The organism is Novosphingobium sp. Sphag1I (assembly GCF_056279125.1).
In genome coordinates this window covers 251,429-269,114 of the sequence record NZ_JBWBQS010000003.1, presented here as the reverse complement: position 1 = coordinate 269,114, position 17,686 = coordinate 251,429, and the positions used below count along the sequence as shown (strand labels likewise).

The following is a 17,686-nucleotide window of genomic DNA, read 5'->3' as shown; positions in this document are numbered from 1 at the left end:
GAGCGGCGTGTTAGCCCATCGCCTTGCGGATGAAAACTGCGCTGAAGGGCGGCAAATGCGCCGCGCCGCCGCCATTGACCGAGAGCATCAATTCGCCGCGCGGACAGGCGTGGCGAATCGCATGATCGCCAAGGTTGAAGGCGCAATGGACATGTTCATCGCCAAACCGGCGCGTGAAATGCAGCAACATGCCATGGGTATGCACATCCTCCATCGCCCCCATCCGCAAGGCATCGCACCCCCGGCGCAGCGCCAGCATCGCGCGGGTCCAGTTGAGCGGGCTGGCCGGATCGGCCTCCTGCGTGGCGGCGGCGCGAGCGATATTGGCCTCGGACAGGGGGAGCCATGGTTCGCCGGTGGTGAAACCGCCATGGGGCGCGTCCGATTGCCACGGCATCGGCGTGCGTACCCCGTCGCGCGACAGGGTCAACGGCCAGTTGGCGATTGCCTCTGGGTCTTTCAGCAGATGGAACGGGATTTCATCCTGCGTCAGCGCCAGTTCCTGTCCCTGATAAAGAAAGATATTGCCGCGCAGGCTGATCAGCAGCGCCATGGTCAGGCGCGCATAGGCCGTCAGATTGCCTTCTCCCGCCCATCGCGAGATGTGGCGCGGCGCATCGTGGTTTTCAAACGCCCAGCTGGGCCAGCCCTCGCCCGGCACATCATGCCATTGGGCCAGCGACCCCTTAATCCGCTGCGGCGTCAGTTCGGGGGCGTAGAGAAAGTCGAAGCTGTAGGCGCTGGAAAGGCGCGCATCGCCCGCCGTGTAATCCTTCATCAGCGCGACGGCGCCATCGCCGCCAACTTCGGCCACGGTAAAGATCGCGCCATATTCCCCGCAAAGCGCGCCGATCCGTTCGACGAAGGGAACGGCGGCGGGGTGGTTCTGGCTGTGGATCTTGTCCTGAAAGTCAAAGGGGCGGGTGCGTTGGTGGTGGCCCTTTGACACGGGATTATCGCGGAATTCGGGATCGAAAAACGCATGGTTGAGCGCATCGAGCCGGAACCCGTCCACCCCGCGATCCAGCCAGAAGCGCATGACGTCAAGGCAGGCGTCCTGAACCGCGGGATTATGGGCGTTGAGCTGGGGCTGTTCTTTCAGGAACTGGTGATAGTAATATTGCTGGCGCCGGGCGTCCCATGTCCATGCCGGGCCGCCGAACACCGATTGCCAGTTGTTGGGCGGCGTGCCGTCGGGATTGGCATCGTGCCAGACATACCAGTCGCTATAGATGCTGTCTTTCGAGGCGCGGCTGGCGGCAAACCATGCATGTTGATCGCTGGTATGGGCAAAGACGAGGTCGATTGTCACCTTGATGCCCAATTCATGGGCGCGGGCGATCATCGCGTCGAAATCGGCCAGCGTCCCGAAAATGGGATCAACGTCGCAATAATCGGCCACGTCATAGCCATAATCGGCCATCGGGCTGGTAAAAAACGGGCTGATCCAGATCGCTTCGGCGCCAAGTGAGGCGATGTGATCGAGATGCGCCGTAATGCCGGGAATGTCGCCAATGCCATCGCCATTGCTGTCGGAAAAGCTGCGCGGATAGATTTGATAGATTGCCGCGCCGCGCCACCATTGCGCGGGCTTGGGTGCCCAATCGGGTGCTGGCGCTTCGACATGTTCGACGGGAAGAGACTCAGTCATCGCTCGGCTCCACAATAGGAGGGAATGGGGCGGCCAAGGCGGGCCTGAACATGCGCAATGTGGCATTGCTGCGCCGCAGCGCCAAGTGCATTGCATTGCGGCGGCATACGTATGACCGGCCCATCATGATCGACAGTACGAGAAATTGCGACAATAGTTTGCATGACACCTTGTCGTTCCGGGCAAAGCTGGCCTAGTCTCGATAAACGGAAGCGACGCGAATACACCTGTGCGGCAAGAAGAACGCAAGGCGCGACGTTGAAGGGGGGGAGAGGACAGGACGTCAGCGTCTCGGGCGGCCATTAGGCATGTTCGGGCGTCATGGGGAGTATCGTTGCATGAGCCAGTCCCAAACCAAATCCCCCGCAGGCACCGCGCCATTGTCAGGCACGCCTTCCATCAGCGATCTGATCATCGATGTCCTGCGCCACCGTGTGGGCAAGGATGAACGCGCCGCCAAGCCCCATGACTGGTTTCAGGCCGCCGTTCTGTCCGTGCGCGACCGGATCATCGACCGCTGGTTTGAATCGACCCGCCGCACTTATGAAGAAGAAGGCAAGCGCGTCTATTACCTCTCGATGGAATTCCTGATCGGGCGTTTGATGCGCGATGCCTTATCCAATCTGGACGTCACGCGCGAAATGGAACATGCGCTGCGCGACCACGGTTTCGAATTGTCGCAGCTTGAAGAACTGGAGCCGGATGCGGCGCTGGGCAATGGCGGTCTGGGGCGGCTTGCGGCCTGTTTCATGGAGAGCCTGGCCAGTCTGGACATCCCGGCCTATGGCTATGGCATCCGTTACGTCAACGGCATGTTCCGTCAGCGTATCGATGATGGCTGGCAGGTGGAATTGCCCGAAACATGGCTGGCGCATGGCAATCCGTGGGAATTTGACCGCCGGGAAAGCGCCTATCGCGTGGGCTTTGGCGGTGAAGTGATCGAGGGCAATGGCGGCGTCGTGTGGCACCCGGCCGAACAGGTCGAGGCCAGCGCGGTCGATACGCCGGTGGTCGGCTGGCGTGGGGCGCGGGTCAATACGCTGCGTCTGTGGACGGCTTGGGCGCTCGATCCGCTGCGTTTGGATGCGTTCAATGCGGGTGACCATGCGGGCGCTTTGGCCGAACAGGTCAAGGCTGACAGTTTGGTGCGCGTTCTGTACCCCGCCGACAACACGCCTGCGGGTCAGGAATTGCGCCTGCGTCAGGAATATTTCTTCTCCAGCGCATCTATTCAGGACATTTTGCGCCGCCATCTTCAGGCCGACAATGATGTGCGCAATCTGCCCAAATATGCCGCGATTCAGTTGAACGACACCCACCCCAGCGTGGCCGTGGCCGAACTCATGCGCCTGCTGATCGACGTGCATCATCTGGAATTTGATGAAGCGTGGGAGGTGACCAAGGCCACCATCGGTTACACCAACCACACGCTGCTGCCCGAGGCGCTGGAAAGCTGGCCGCTGCCTTTGTTCGAACGACTGCTGCCGCGCCATATGCAGATCGTCTATGCGATCAACAGCCGCGTGTTGCGCGAGGCGCGCCGTGCGGGGATGGGAGGGGAACAGATTTCCTCCATCAGCCTGATCGACGAACATGGCGAACGCCGGGTGCGTATGGCCAATCTGGCCTTTGTCGGCGCGCATTCGATCAATGGCGTGGCGGCGCTGCACACAGATCTGATGAAGACCACGGTCTTTTCCGACCTTCACAAGCTGTATCCCACGCGCATCAACAACAAGACCAATGGCGTGACCCCGCGCCGCTGGCTGCAACAATGCAATCCGGGCCTGACCAAGGTGATCCGTGAGGGGATTGGCGATGCTTTCCTTGACGATGCGGAAAAGCTGGCCGATCTCAATGCTCTGGCGGGCGACGCGCAATTTGGTGAACGCATTGCCGAGGTGAAGCGCGCGAACAAGGTGGCGCTGGCCAACCATCTGAAACAATTGATGGGGGTGCGGCTTGATCCTGACGCCTTGTTCGACGTTCAGATCAAGCGCATCCATGAATATAAGCGCCAATTGCTCAATCTGGTCGAAACCGTCGCGCTGTACGACCAGATCCGCAGCCACCCGGAAAAGGACTGGGTGCCGCGCGTCAAGATCTTTGGCGGCAAAGCTGCGCCAAGCTATCACAATGCCAAGCTGATCATCAAACTGACCAATGACATCGCACGGCGCGTGAACAGCGACCCCAGCGTGGGCGGGCTGCTAAAAGTTGTGTTCGTGCCCAATTACAATGTCAGCTTTGCCGAACGCATCATCCCGGCCGCCGACCTGTCCGAACAGATCAGCACCGCCGGCATGGAGGCATCGGGCACCGGCAATATGAAATTTGCCCTGAACGGCGCGCTGACCATCGGCACGCTGGATGGCGCGAATATCGAGATCAAGGACCATGTGGGCGATGAAAACATCGTCATCTTCGGCCTGACCGCGGATGAGGTGAATGACAAGCGCGCCAATGGCTATAACCCCCGCGCCATTATCGAGGGCAACCGCGAATTGCGTCAGGCCGTCGAAGCCATCGCCAGCGGCGTGTTCAGCCCCGATGACCGCGATCGCTACAAGGGATTGATGGGCGGTCTTTATGACAGCGACTGGTTCCTGGTGGCCGCCGATTTCGAAGCCTATGCCCAGGCCCAGCGTGACGTCGATGCGCGCTGGCTGGACGAGGCGGCATGGCGCAAGGCGGCCATTCACAACATTGCCAATGTCGGCTGGTTCTCTTCGGACCGCACGATCGGCGAATATGCGCGCGATATCTGGGGCGTGAAGTAAAGCCCTCGAATACATAAGGACAAAATTTTACGTGAAGCCCGACAAAACCGCCATTGCCGCTCTGCTCGATGGCACGCATGCTGACCCCTTTTCCCTGTTGGGGCCGCATGAAGGGCCGGGCGGCACATTTGTCCGGGCGATCCTGCCCGGCGCGCAGGTGGCCTTTGCCTGCGCGCTGGACGGGACGGAATTGGGCGAACTGGCGCTGGTCGATGATCGGGGCCTGTTCGAAGGGGTGATTGAGGGGGCGCCTCAACCTTTGCGTTATCGCGTGGGGGCCTTGGGCGCGCATTGGTTTGTCGAGGATGCCTTTTCCTATGGCCCGGTGCTGGGGCCGCTCGACGACTATCTGATTGCCGAGGGCAGCCATCTGCGGTTGTTCGACAAATTGGGCGCGCATTGCATCCGCCACGAAGGCAGCGATGGCGTGCATTTCGCGGTCTGGGCGCCCAATGCCTCGCTGGTTTGCGTGGTGGGGGATTTCAACGATTGGGACCACCGCAAACATCCGATGCGCCGCCGCGCCGACATTGGCGTCTGGGAAATCTTTGTCCCTGGCGTGGGCACGGGCGCGGCCTATAAATTCCGCATCGTGTCGGCTGATGGCACGGTCCTGCCGCTCAAGGCCGACCCGTGGGGCATGGCCAGCGAATTGCGCCCGTCCACCGCCAGCGTCACCGCCCATCCGGTAAAACTGGATTGGGGCGATGAAGGCCACCGCGCCCATTGGGCCAGTATCGACCCCCGCCGCGCGCCCATCAGCATCTATGAAGTCCACGCCGGATCATGGATGCGCGATGATGAGGACTGGTTCCTCGATTGGGACGCCATGGCGGAAAAGCTGATCCCCTATGTGGTGGAAATGGGCTTTACCCATATCGAGTTTCTGCCGATTGCCGAACATCCCTATGATCCGTCATGGGGTTATCAGACGCTGGGCCTGTTTGCCCCGTCGGCGCGTTTTGGCCCGCCCGAAGGTTTCGCGCGTTTCGTCGATGGCGCGCATCGGGCCGGGGTGGGCGTGATCGTCGATTGGGTTCCGGCCCATTTTCCCACGGACGAACATGGGCTGGCGCATTTCGACGGCACTTCGCTGTATGAGCACGACGACCCGCGCCTTGGTTTTCACCCGGACTGGAACACGGCCATCTACAATTTCGGGCGGCGCGAGGTGTCCTCGATGCTGGTCAACAATGCGCTGTTCTGGGCCGAGCGCTATCATGTCGATGGCTTGCGCGTCGATGCGGTGGCCTCGATGCTGTACCGCGATTACAGCCGCAAGGCGGGCGAATGGATCCCCAACGATGCGGGCGGGCGCGAGAATTGGGAAGCGGTGGATTTCCTGCGCGCGGTCAACCGGGCGGTCTATGGCCAGATACCGGGCTTTTTCACCGTGGCCGAGGAATCGACGGCTTGGCCGGGCGTGACGCTGCCTGCGGTGGATGACAATCGCAATGCACTGGGCTTTGGGTTCAAATGGAACATGGGGTTCATGAATGACACGCTGCGCTATATGGGGCGTGACCCGATCCATCGTCAGCATCACCACAATGACATCACCTTTGGCCTGATGTACGCCTTTGCCGAGAATTTCGTGCTGGCCATCAGCCATGACGAAGTGGTCCATGGCAAGGGCAGCCTGATCAACAAGATGGCGGGCGATGAATGGCAGAAATTCGCCAATCTGCGCGCCTATTACGGTTTGATGTGGGGTTATCCGGGCAAGAAACTGCTGTTCATGGGGCAGGAATTTGCCCAGCTTCGCGAATGGAGCGAGGAGCGCAGCCTCGATTGGGACCTGTTGGCCAATCCCGCGCATGAAGGGATGCGCAGCCTCGTGCGCGATCTCAACCATGCCTATCGCGCCACGCCCGCCTTGCACGCCCGCGATTGCGAGGGTGAGGGTTTCCAATGGCTGGTGGTTGACGACGCCCTGGCCAGTGTTTTCGCATGGGCGCGCCATGCCGGAGATGAAGCGCCCGTTGTGGTGGTCTGCAACATGACGCCGCAGGTGCATGGCTCGTACCGCCTGCCTTTGCCGCGTGATGGTGTGTGGCGCGAAATTATCAACACCGATGCAACCATTTATGGGGGCAGCGGGTTGGGCAATATGGGTCAGGTTGTGGCCGAAAACGGGGCGGCATTGGTCACGCTGCCGCCATTGGCCACGATTATGCTGGAATGGACCGGGGCAGCATCAGAAGCGGGAGAGTAAAATGCGCGATAGTTACAGCCAGCCATTGGCACGCGAAGCCATGGCCTACGTTCTGGCTGGCGGGCGGGGAAGCCGTCTGAAAGAAATGACCGACAATCGCGCCAAGCCTGCGGTCTATTTCGGGGGGATGAGCCGGATCATCGACTTTGCCCTGTCGAATGCGATCAATTCAGGGATTAGACGCATCGGCGTGGCGACCCAGTACAAGGCGCATAGCCTGATCCGGCACATGAACCGTGCGTGGAATTTCATGCGCCCGGAACGTAACGAAAGCTTCGACATTCTGCCCGCATCGCAGCGTGTGTCCGAAACCCAGTGGTACGAAGGCACCGCCGACGCCGTTTATCAGAACATCGACATCATCGAGTCTTATGGTCCCAAATATATGGTCATCCTGGCGGGCGATCATATCTATAAAATGGACTATGAACTGATGCTGCGCCAGCATGTGAACAGCGGCGCGGATGTGACGATCGGTTGTCTGGTCGTCCCGCAAAAGGAGGCCAGCGGTTTTGGCGTGATGGCGGTGGATGGCAATGACGTTATCACCGAATTCGTCGAAAAGCCGATCAATCCGCCCGAAATTCCGGGTAAGCCGGGTTGGTCACTGGCGTCGATGGGCATTTATGTGTTCGACACGAAATTCCTGTTCGATCTTCTGCGCGAAGACGCGGTCAACCCGATCAGCACGCATGACTTCGGCAATGACCTGATCCCCCAGATCGTCAAGGGCGGCAAGGCGGTTGCCCATCGCTTTACCGAAAGCTGTGTTCGTGCGGCCGACGAAATCGGTGAATATTGGCGCGATGTGGGCACGCTGGACGCCTATTTCGAGACCAACCTCGATCTGACCGATACGGTTCCCATGCTCAACATGTATGATCGCGACTGGCGCATCTGGACCGATCAGGTCGTGGCCGCGCCTGCCAAATTCGTCCATGATGATGAAGGGCGCCGGGGCCATGCGATCCGCTCGTTGATTTCGCAGGATTGCATCGTGTCGGGGGCGACGGCCTATCGCTCGCTGCTGTTTACCGGGGTGAAGATGGGCAGTTGGTCCGAGGTGAATGAAGGGGTGATCCTGCCTTACTGCAACATCGGACGCCATGCTAAACTCTCGCGCGTCATCATCGATTCGGGTGTCCGCATTCCCGAAGGGCTGGTGGTGGGCGAAGACCCCGAATTGGATGCCAAGCGTTTCCGGCGCACTGAAAATGGCGTTTGCCTGATTACCAAACGGATGATCGATGCGCTCGATCTTGATTAAGGGAAAACTGACGGCATGACCCTTCGTGTCCTTAGCCTGGCTTCCGAAGCGGTGCCCTTTATCAAGACCGGCGGCTTGGCCGATGTGGCGGGCGCCTTGCCCGCTGCGGTTGCCCCGCATGGCGTGACGATGAGCGTGATGTTGCCGGGATATCCGGCGGTGATGGCCCGGTTGTTGAACCAATACCCGGCGCCCAAAGGGAAACGCAGCAAATCGGCGCCCAAACATGGCGAGCCCAAGGTTTTGCATGTTTGGGATTCGATTTTTGGCCATGGCGCGCGGCTGCTGGCCGGGACGCTGGATGGCACGGCCGATGGTCCGTTGCTGCTGGTTCTGGATTGCCCGGAACTGTTCGATCGTCCCGGCGGGCCCTATGGAAATCAGGCGGGACAGGATTGGTCCGATAATGGCCTGCGCTTTGCGGTCTTTTCGCGGGCGGCGGCCGATGTCGCGGGCGGCGCGGTGGAGGGGCTGGAATACGACATCCTCCACGCCCATGACTGGCAGGCGGGTCTGGCCCCGGCCTATCTCAAATTCGCGCCCTATGGTGGCCGTCATGTGCCCAGCGTGATGACCATCCACAATATGGCGTTTCAGGGCCATTTCCCCGCCGCGCTGTTCCATCAGATCGGCCTGCCGACACAGGCATGGGCGGTGAACGGGGTGGAATATCACGGCGGCGTGGGTTTGTTAAAGGCAGGGCTGGAATCGGCCCATGCCATCACAACCGTTTCGCCCACCTATGCGCTGGAAATTCGTGAGCCGCATTTTGGCATGGGCCTCGAAGGACTGATCCGCAGCCGTGGCGCGCAGGTGCATGGCATCGTCAACGGTATCGATCCGGTTGAATGGAACCCGGCCACTGACACCGCCATTAAAAGCCAATTTTCCGCCCGCGCTCTTGGCAAAAGATTGGCCAACAAGCGCGCGCTGGAGGCTGAATTCGGCCTTGATCGCGACGATGGCCCGCTGTTCATCGTGGTCAGCCGGTTGACCTGGCAAAAGGGCATGGATGTGCTGGCGCAATGCCTCGATCATCTGGTCGGGCTGGGCGGGCGTCTGGCACTGCTGGGGTCGGGTGATGCGGCGCTGGTGGGTGAATTGTCCGCCGCCGCCGCGCGCCATCCGGGGCGCATTGCGGTGCACATCGGCTATGACGAAGCCTTGTCCCACCGGATGCAGGCGGGCGGCGATGCCATCCTCGTGCCCAGCCGGTTTGAACCTTGTGGCCTGACGCAACTCTATGGGCTGGCCTATGGCTGCATTCCGGTGGTGGCGCGCACGGGCGGGCTGGCCGATACGGTGGTTGACGCCAATCTGGCCGCCGTCAAAATTGGGGCCGCCACCGGCGTCCAATTCGAAAAGGTTGATTATTTATCGCTTTCGGGCGCAATCACCCGTGCAATCTCGCTCTATTCCCAGCAAGATGTGTGGCGCGCAATGCAAAAGGCGGGAATGTCTTCCGACTTTACTTGGCGTCAATCAGGTGCCGCCTATGCGCATTTATACAGATCCATCGCTTTGGAGAATTCGCCAGCATGACCGCGACGACTATCACTGCCCAAGTGATCACCCATGAAACCCAGCCGATTGCCGGGCAAAAGCCGGGCACATCCGGTCTGCGCAAGAAGGTGAAGGTTTTCGCACAGCCCAATTATGCCGAAAACTTTATCCAAAGCGTGTTTGACGTGGTGGAACGCCCGGCCAACGCGACTTTGGTGATCGGCGGCGATGGCCGCTATCACAACCGCACCGTGATCCAGCAGGCGATCCGCATGGCCGCCGCCAATGGCTATGGCCGTGTCCTGGTGGGGCAGGGGGGGATCCTTTCGACCCCGGCGGCCTCCAATGTGATCCGTCAATATGGCGCCAGCGGCGGCCTTGTCCTGTCGGCCAGCCACAATCCAGGCGGCCCGGACGAAGATTTCGGCATCAAATATAATATCGCCAATGGCGGCCCAGCGCCCGAAGGCGTGACCGAGGCGATCTATCAGCGCACGACCGAGATTACGCAATGGAGCGCGGTGGAAACGCCGGACATTAATCTCGACACGCTGGGCGTGGTCGATGTGGCGGGCATGGCGGTCGAGGTGATCGACAGCGTGGCCGATTATGCGGCGTTGATGGAAAAGCTGTTCGATTTCGACGCGATCCGCGCGGCGGTGGCGGGCGGCCTGACCATGAGCTTTGATGCGATGCACGCGGTCACTGGCCCCTATGCGCATGAAATTCTGGAAAAGCGTCTGGGTTTTGCGGCGGGGACGGTGAAGAATGGCGTGCCGCTGGAGGATTTCGGTGGGCATCATCCTGATCCCAACATGGTTCACGCGCATGAATTGTTCGAAACCATGTTCGGCGCCGATGCGCCCGATTTTGGCGCGGCATCGGATGGCGACGGCGACCGCAACCTGATCGTGGGCAAGGGCATTTTCGTCACCCCTTCGGACAGTTTGGCGATGCTTGCGGCCAATGCGCATCTGGCGCCTGCCTATGCGGGCGGGTTGAAGGGTATCGCCCGTTCGATGCCGACCAGCGCGGCGGCCGATCGCGTGGCGGAAAGCCTTGGCATTCCTGCGTTTGAAACGCCGACGGGCTGGAAATTCTTCGGCAACCTGCTGGACGCCGGCATGGCCACGATTTGCGGCGAGGAAAGCGCCGGGACCGGCAGCGACCATGTCCGCGAAAAGGATGGCCTGTGGGCGGTGCTGCTGTGGCTCAACATTCTGGCCGTGCGCAAACAGTCGGTGGTGCAGATTGCGCAGGAGCATTGGGCAAAATTTGGCCGCAATTACTATGCCCGCCACGATTATGAAGGTCTGCCGACCGAGGCTGCCAATGCGCTGATGGCCGAATTGAACGCTGCGCTGGCCGCTTTGCCGGGGCAGGTGTTCGAAGGGCTGACGGTCGAAACCGCGGATAATTTTGCCTATACTGATCCGGTCGATGGTTCGATCTCGACCAATCAGGGCGTGCGCATCCTGTTCGTGGGGGGCAGCCGCATTGTTTTCCGCCTGTCGGGCACGGGGACCGAAGGGGCGACCCTGCGCGTCTATCTGGAACGTTATGAGCCGGTGGGCGGTGATCTGGCGGGTGAAACGCCGATCAAGCTGGCCGATCTGATTGCGGCGGCTGATGGTATTGCGGGCATCACGCGCCACACCGGGCGGACAGAGCCGAGCGTCATCACCTGATGGCGCGATACGGCGCTTGGGTCGATGGGGGCGCGACGCATTTTGCGGTACGCGCCCCCTTGGCCGATGCGGTCTGGCTGTGCCTGTTCGAGGGGCGGGCCGAGGTCCGTATGGCGATGGAGCGGGCGGGTGCCGATTGGCGGCTAACCTTGCCGGGGGATCGTGCCGGCGCCCATTACGCCTATCGCGCCAGCGGGGCGTGGGACCCGCAGAATGGCAAGTGGTTCGACCCCGCCAAATTGCTGGTCGATCCCTATGCGGTCGAATTGGACCGCCGCTTTGTTCAAGATCCGCGACTGGCGCGATATGAGGCTGAAACCTGCGACATCGTCCCACGCGCGATCGTGCCGGGCGAAATGGCGAAAGTGCCGCTGCAAAAGCCGTGCTTTTCCGCTGGCGGGTTGATTTATGAGGTCAATGTCCGCGGCTTCACGCTGCTGCACCCCGACATTCCAGAGGCGCAGCGCGGGACGGTGGCGGCGCTGGCGCATCCTGCGATTATCGCGCATCTGAAAAAGCTGGGTGTGGGCGCGGTCGAATTGATGCCGATCACGGCGTGGATCGACGAACGTCATTTGCCGCCCTTGGGCCTGCGCAATTTCTGGGGCTACAATCCGGTGGCGATGATGGCGCTGGACCCCGGCCTGTGTCCGGGCGGCGTGGCGGAATTGCGCGAAACGGTGGCGGCGCTGCGGGCCGAAGGGATCGGGGTCATCCTTGACCTTGTGTTCAACCACACGGGGGAGAGCGACGTTCTGGGCGGCGTTCTGTCACTGCGCGGGCTGGACAATGCGGCCTATGCCCATGCGCCCGCCGGTTATATGATCAATGATACGGGATGCGGCAATACGCTGGACTTTGCCTATGCGCCGGTGCGGGAATTGACGCTGGCGGCGTTGCGGCATTTTGTCGAATATGCCGGGGTGGACGGGTTCCGGTTTGACCTTGCGCCGGTGTTGGCGCGGGGGCCGGAATTTGACGCCCACGCGCCGATCTTTGCCGCGATGGCCGCCGATCCGGTTTTGGCGTCCCGTGTGATGATTGCCGAGCCGTGGGATATCGGGCCGGGCGGTTATCAATTGGGGCGGTTTCCGGCTAATTGGCTGGAATGGAACGATGCGTTTCGTGATGATGTACGCCGGTTCTGGCGCGGCGACGGGGCGCTGGGTTCGCTGGCCACGCGCCTTGCGGGCAGCGCGGATGTGTTTGGCGAGCAGCATTGCCGCAGCGTCAATTTTCTGGCTGCGCATGACGGTTTCACTCTGGCCGATCTGGTCAGTTACGAACATCGTCACAATCTCGCCAATGGCGAGGGCAACCGCGATGGCCATGGCGAGAATCTGAGCTGGAATTGCGGGGTTGAAGGGGCGAGCGACGATCCGGCGATTCTGGCCAAACGGGCGCAGGACATGCGCGCTTTGCTGGCCACGCTGTTTGCATCGACCGGGACGATCATGTTGACGGCCGGCGACGAATTTGGCCGCAGCCAGCAGGGCAACAACAACGCCTATTGTCAGGATAGCGCGATCGGTTGGGTCGACTGGTCCGGGCGGGACGAGGCGCTGGAGGATTATGTCGCCCAATTGTCGGCCCAGCGCAGGGCGGGGGATTACGCGCAATTTCCGCGTGTTGGGCGATGGTTGCGGGCCGATGGCGCGCCGATGCAGGCCCATGACTGGGAAGCGCCGGGGGCGGGCTATGTCGCCTATGTTTCGGATGACCCCGACAGGTTGCGCGAATTCTGTATCGACCGCGAAAACAGGCGCGTGGAAATCATTTAAGATATATCTTGAATGATTTTTAAAACCTCCTACATTCGGCTCATGATCGAATTCAAGGAGTATGACATGTTCGGAATGAACATCGGAAAGCACAGAGGCCGCGGCGGTCGCGGTTTTGGCGGGCGCGGATGCGGGCCTGAAGGTTGGGGGGGCGAACATCGTGGCCGGTTCGCCGCCGGTTTCGACGGAGGTTTTGAAGGTGGTCCGTTTGGCAAGGGCGGCTTCGGCGGTGGTCGGGGTGGCTTTGGCGGCGGCGGCGGCTTTGGTGGCGGTCGCGGTGGATTCGGCGGCCGCCGGGGCAAGCTTTATGATGGCGATGAATTGCGCCTGCTTGTCCTCTCGCTCTTGGCCGATGCGCCCCAGCACGGTTACCAATTGATCCGCGCCTTTGCCGAAAAATCGGGCGGTGCCTATCAACCCAGCCCCGGCGTCCTCTACCCGTTGCTCGTAATGCTCAGCGAAATGGAACTGGTGGTCGAAGTTGACACCGCCGGCAGCAAGCGTCGCCTTTTCGCGATAAGCGAAACGGGCCGGGCGGAAATCGAGGGCAAAGGTGAACAGATCGAGGCTCTGTTTGGCCGTCTGACCGCTTTGGCGGCACAGGCCGAGCGGACCGATGGCGCCCCGGTTCGGCGCGCAGTCCACAATTTGCGTGCCGCGGTGATGGAACGTTTGGGCCGCGACGGCGCATCGTCGGAATTGCCGTTTGAAGTGGCGCGCATCATTGATGAAGCCACGCAAAAAATCGAACGGCTTTGATGAAAACGGGCGCCGAAAATCTTCACCTCTCGGCGTCCAAATCATTCCTATTCAGCGCGCTGACAGCCAATTTGTCCGATAAGCGGGAACAGCGCAAAATTGCGCATTGTGGGGCCGGGGCCGGCAAAGCCAAGGAACAGTGGAGTTTGCGTTGATTCTTGGCGCAGATCACCTTTTCTGATGCTTGCTTTTCCCGCCACTTTGCGGGCATGAGCGCCCACGAAATTGAGGGGCGGGATGATTCTGAAATCCCGATCCTTTCGCTTGTAAGAGGATGGAATGACGATGTCGCGACTGTTTACCCCCGCTGCCGCGCTGTTGGCTGCTGCCACGATGGCCATCGGCTTTGCCGCTCCTGCTGCTGCTGCCGGTGACCCGGCCAAGGGCGCGGCTTCGTTCAAGACCAAGTGCCAGCTGTGCCACGTCGTTGGCGCGGGCCAGAAGGGCACGATGGCTCCCAACCTGCTGGGCGTGGTTGGCCGCAAGGCTGGCGCCACCGATTTCGCGATGTATTCGCCCCAGCTCAAGGCTTTCGGCAAGGCCTGGACGCCTGCTCTGATCGATCAGTGGATTGCTGGCCCGACCAAGCTGGTCCCCGGCAGCCGTATGGCGATGGTGGTTCCCGATGCGGCCGAACGCGCCAACATCGTGGCCTATCTGGGCACGCTGAAGAAGTAAGCCTTTTTCAGGTTTCGGAAATTGGGGGCGGGTGGCTTTGGCTGCTTGCCCCCAATTTCGTTTGCGGACCCTTTGGCATGATGATGGGCGGGTGCTAAACAGGCGACGATGGAAAGAGGCTCCCCTCGGTCGCGCATGGGCGCAGCGGTTCTGGCGGCCGGGGTTCAGGCGCTGGTGCTGATGGCCTTGCTTGCCTTGGGCGATGGCGTCCATGGATTGCAAAAAGGCGCGGCCAGCGTGCTGGAAAGCGTCGATTTTACCCTGCCGCCGCCAGAAGCCAAACCGGAGCCCAAACCTTCACCCCAACCTCGGGCCGCCGCACCCAAAGGCGCCGCAGGGGAAAAGGCCGTACCGCGTCCTGTCATCGCGCCCAAACCTGTCATCATCCCGCACCCTGTCGTGGCCCCGCCTGTTGCCAGCACAGGCGCAGCACTATCATCAGGCGCCAGTGTGGGCAGCGGCACGGGCGCTACGGCTGCGGGCGACGGCGGCGGGGCGGGAGGCAGCGGTCAGGGGCAAGGCGGCGGCGGTCCGGCGGTCAAGATAGCCGGAACGATCACCGCCCGCGACTATCCCCGCGAAGGGCGCGAGGCGCGGATTGGCGATTATGTTATCGTCGCCATCACGGTGGGCGCGGACGGCCGCCCCACCGCATGCCGCATCCATCGGTCCAGCCGAGATCCGGCGGCGGATACGTTGACATGCCGGATGGTGATGGAACGGTTTCGTTTCAATCCGGCCCGTGACGGCAACGGGCGCGCCATTGAATCGATCTTTGGGTGGAAACAAAGCTGGTTCCTGTGAATTGGAATTTGCGGCGCTTGGGTTTGCCGCGCGCTTGAATTATGAACGAGCGTATGATCGCCCATACTATCCAGCTTGCCCTTGCCCCGGTTTTCGTCCTGGTGGCGATTGGCAATATTATGAACATCCTTTCGACCCGCCTTGGCCGGATCGTGGATCGTGCCCGCGCGTTACAGAAACTCTATGGCGAAACCACCGGGGCGGCGCATGACATTGTCGTTCTGGAAATGCGTCAGGTCGATCTGCGTATCGAATTGAACACCAAGGCCATCCGCCTTTTGGTCATGTCGGGCCTTGCCATCGGGACGACGGTGGCGATCCTGTTTCTGGAAGAGATGGTCAATGTGCCGTTGGAACGGGTGGCGGCGGGGGGGTTTCTGGTCGCGGTGCTGTTGCTGATGTGGGGCCTGTGGCTGTTTCTGCGCGAAACACAGGTGGCGGCGGCGATTTTGCGAATCCCTGAAAAATATCTGGAAACGCACCGCGAATTGTAAACCGTTTGCGCCGCGTTCCCGTGCTTACTTATTGGTCGCCGCAGGGCCGCTGCTGAACGCGTCGGCGATCGAACAGGCCGCTGGGCCAAGGATCACGATAAACAGCACCGGCAGAATGAACAGGATCAGCGGCACCGTCATGATTGCGGGCAGGCGTGCGGCCTTTTCTTCGGCGCGCATCATGCGCTCGTTGCGGAATTCGGCCGACAGCACGCGCAGAGCCGAGGCCAGTGGGGTGCCGTAGCGTTCGGTCTGGATCATGGTGGTGACCACGCCGCGAACCGAATCGAGGTCGACGCGATAGGCAAGGTTTTCAAAAGCCTGACGACGCTCGGACAGGAATGACAGTTCGATGGCCGTCAGCGCGAATTCATCGCCCAATTCGGGATAGGCGCGCCCCAATTCCTTGGCCACGCGGGTAAAGGCGGCGTCCACCGTCAGACCCGCTTCGGCGCAGATGACCAGCAGGTCGAGCGCGTCGGGCAATCCTTTGCGAATGGCGGCGGTGCGTTTGGTGATCAGGTTCTGGACGTAAATGTCCGGCCCTTTATAGCCCAGGCCCACGGCGGCGGCGAAACCCATGAACTTTTTAAAGTCGGTCCATTCGGGAAAATAGTTCATCCAATAGATGACAATGGCTGCCAGCCCGCCCAGAATGATGGGCGCCACCATGCGGCCAAAGATGATGGCAACGGCCCATTCCTTGTTGCGGATCCCGCCCTGCGCCAACTTTTGCTGGGCATCGGCCAACTGGCTGTCCTGCAACACTTTCAATTTGTTGAGGATCGAGCGGATTGCATCGGTCGTGTCGGAACGGCGCACGATCTGGGCGCGCTTTTTGGGGGCATTCGAAACGATGCCCGCCTTTAACTGTTCGCGGCGTTCGTTAAGGGCCTTGACCCGCTTTTGCATCGGATCGCGAACGGTCAACGCCGCATAAATGGCCACCATGACCATGACGGCGGCCACCGCGGCCAGAAACGTGCCAACAACGATAACGTCAAAGCCCAGGATATGAGGGTGTGCGACAGTCGGTTGCATCACATGCCCCCCATCAGATCTCGAAGCTGACCATTTTGGCCATGATGAACACGCCAATGCCCATCCACGTCAGCCCGCCAAGGCCCGTGATGATCAGGCGATCATCGGCAAAGAAACCGGCCAGATATTGCGGATTGACCCAATTGATCATCATGAAAACCATGAAGGGCAGCGAGCCGACGATATAGGCCGAGGCTTTGGATTCCGAACTCATCGCGCGGATTTTCAACTTCATCTGGGCGCGTTTGCGCAGCACATCGGCCAGATTGCCCAGCGTTTCGGCCAGATTGCCGCCCGTTTCGCGCTGGATCGCGATGGTGATACAGAAAAAGTTGAATTCGGCCATGTTCAGGCGGTCGGCGGTGTCCTGCAACGCCTCGTCCATGCTGCGCCCGATCTTGATGCGTTCGGTCACCAGCTTGAATTCCTGACCCACCGGGCCGGGGATTTCGGACGAGACGATGCCCAGCGTTTCCGTCACCGGCAGGCCAGAGCGCAGGCCGCGCACCAGCAATTCGATGGCGTCGGGAAATTTCGTGGTGAAATCGTCATAGCGCTTCTTGATGAGATAACCCACAACCAGATGCGGCAGGCCCGCACCCGCCATGACGCCCACCATCAAGCCCAGCATCAGCGATCCGGTCTTCATCCACAGCAACAGCATAATGACCAGCGCCAGCCCGGCCGAAACCTGAATATACTGCTGAACTGTCCACGGCTTTCCGGTGCGATGCAGGCGAAGCGCCAGCATTTCCATCTGCGAACGCTGACCATCGCCGCTGCTGACCATCGGCTTGCGCTGGGCCAAAGCGCGGCGCATCTGGGCCTCGACCTTGTCGGTTGCGCTTTCGGAATGGCGGAAACGCACCGATTGCAGACGGCGCGCACCTTCCTTGGCCGGCGACGGCCCGCCAAAGGCCAAGGCGAGCAGCATCAGCAGTCCGCCCGCCCCAAAGGTGATCAGCAATATCTGGACCGTGTCCATCGCCGTGCCTTATCTGCCTTGCGGAACGGCCATGCCGCCC

At 61.0% G+C, this 17,686-nt stretch carries 13 protein-coding genes; 10 read left to right on the top strand and 3 right to left on the bottom strand.

The features are described 5' to 3' along the window. Nucleotides 1-10 precede the first annotated feature (10 nt). Nucleotides 11-1,651 (bottom strand): alpha-glucosidase, encoded by a 1,641-nt coding sequence (locus ACZ9HU_RS04810; RefSeq protein ID WP_476102911.1) that lies wholly within the window; start codon nucleotides 1,649-1,651, stop codon nucleotides 11-13. A 338-nt stretch (nucleotides 1,652-1,989) separates the two neighbouring features. Between ACZ9HU_RS04810 and ACZ9HU_RS04805 the strand changes: the two genes are divergently transcribed. The 10 genes from ACZ9HU_RS04805 (at nucleotide 1,990) to ACZ9HU_RS04760 (ending at nucleotide 15,620) form a co-directional block, all read left to right on the top strand. Further along, nucleotides 1,990-4,431, top strand: coding sequence for a glycogen/starch/alpha-glucan phosphorylase (locus ACZ9HU_RS04805; protein WP_476102909.1), 2,442 nt, complete (start codon nucleotides 1,990-1,992; stop codon nucleotides 4,429-4,431). A 31-nt stretch (nucleotides 4,432-4,462) separates the two neighbouring features. Then, nucleotides 4,463-6,646, top strand: coding sequence for a 1,4-alpha-glucan branching protein GlgB (gene glgB / locus ACZ9HU_RS04800; RefSeq protein WP_476102906.1), 2,184 nt, complete (start codon nucleotides 4,463-4,465; stop codon nucleotides 6,644-6,646). A 1-nt stretch (nucleotide 6,647) separates the two neighbouring features. After that, nucleotides 6,648-7,913: a glucose-1-phosphate adenylyltransferase gene (gene glgC / locus ACZ9HU_RS04795; protein WP_476102904.1), complete on the top strand. Its 1,266-nt coding sequence runs from the start codon at nucleotides 6,648-6,650 to the stop codon at nucleotides 7,911-7,913. A 15-nt stretch (nucleotides 7,914-7,928) separates the two neighbouring features. Then, the gene (gene glgA, locus ACZ9HU_RS04790; protein WP_476102902.1) at nucleotides 7,929-9,455 is read left to right on the top strand and encodes a glycogen synthase GlgA; all 1,527 of its coding nucleotides are present in this window, start codon (nucleotides 7,929-7,931) and stop codon (nucleotides 9,453-9,455) included. After that, nucleotides 9,452-11,104, top strand: coding sequence for an alpha-D-glucose phosphate-specific phosphoglucomutase (locus tag ACZ9HU_RS04785; RefSeq protein ID WP_476102900.1), 1,653 nt, complete (start codon nucleotides 9,452-9,454; stop codon nucleotides 11,102-11,104). The genes glgA and ACZ9HU_RS04785 overlap by 4 nt, the downstream gene beginning before the upstream one ends. Further along, nucleotides 11,104-12,885, top strand: a complete 1,782-nt coding sequence (gene glgX, locus ACZ9HU_RS04780) for a glycogen debranching protein GlgX (RefSeq protein WP_476102897.1) — start codon at nucleotides 11,104-11,106, stop codon at nucleotides 12,883-12,885. The genes ACZ9HU_RS04785 and glgX overlap by 1 nt, the downstream gene beginning before the upstream one ends. A 42-nt stretch (nucleotides 12,886-12,927) precedes the next feature. Beyond that, a complete protein-coding gene (locus tag ACZ9HU_RS04775; protein ID WP_476102895.1) occupies nucleotides 12,928-13,644 on the top strand; it encodes a PadR family transcriptional regulator in 717 nt (238 codons plus the stop codon). A gap of 279 nt (nucleotides 13,645-13,923) precedes the next feature. Beyond that, the gene (locus tag ACZ9HU_RS04770) at nucleotides 13,924-14,322 is read left to right on the top strand and encodes a c-type cytochrome (protein ID WP_476102893.1); all 399 of its coding nucleotides are present in this window, start codon (nucleotides 13,924-13,926) and stop codon (nucleotides 14,320-14,322) included. 108 nt (nucleotides 14,323-14,430) lie between these two features. Continuing rightward, the gene (locus ACZ9HU_RS04765; protein ID WP_476102891.1) at nucleotides 14,431-15,126 is read left to right on the top strand and encodes a TonB family protein; all 696 of its coding nucleotides are present in this window, start codon (nucleotides 14,431-14,433) and stop codon (nucleotides 15,124-15,126) included. A 41-nt stretch (nucleotides 15,127-15,167) separates the two neighbouring features. Then, nucleotides 15,168-15,620 carry a DUF2721 domain-containing protein gene (locus ACZ9HU_RS04760; RefSeq protein WP_476102889.1) on the top strand — a complete coding sequence of 151 codons (453 nt, stop codon included), beginning with the start codon at nucleotides 15,168-15,170 and terminating at the stop codon, nucleotides 15,618-15,620. 24 nt (nucleotides 15,621-15,644) lie between these two features. Here ACZ9HU_RS04760 and ACZ9HU_RS04755 read toward each other — a convergent pair whose 3' ends face one another. Further along, nucleotides 15,645-16,661: a type II secretion system F family protein gene (locus ACZ9HU_RS04755; protein WP_476102887.1), complete on the bottom strand. Its 1,017-nt coding sequence runs from the start codon at nucleotides 16,659-16,661 to the stop codon at nucleotides 15,645-15,647. A 13-nt stretch (nucleotides 16,662-16,674) separates the two neighbouring features. Continuing rightward, entirely contained in the window at nucleotides 16,675-17,646 is a 972-nt protein-coding gene (locus tag ACZ9HU_RS04750) for a type II secretion system F family protein (protein ID WP_476102885.1), read from the bottom strand. Nucleotides 17,647-17,686 lie beyond the last annotated feature (40 nt).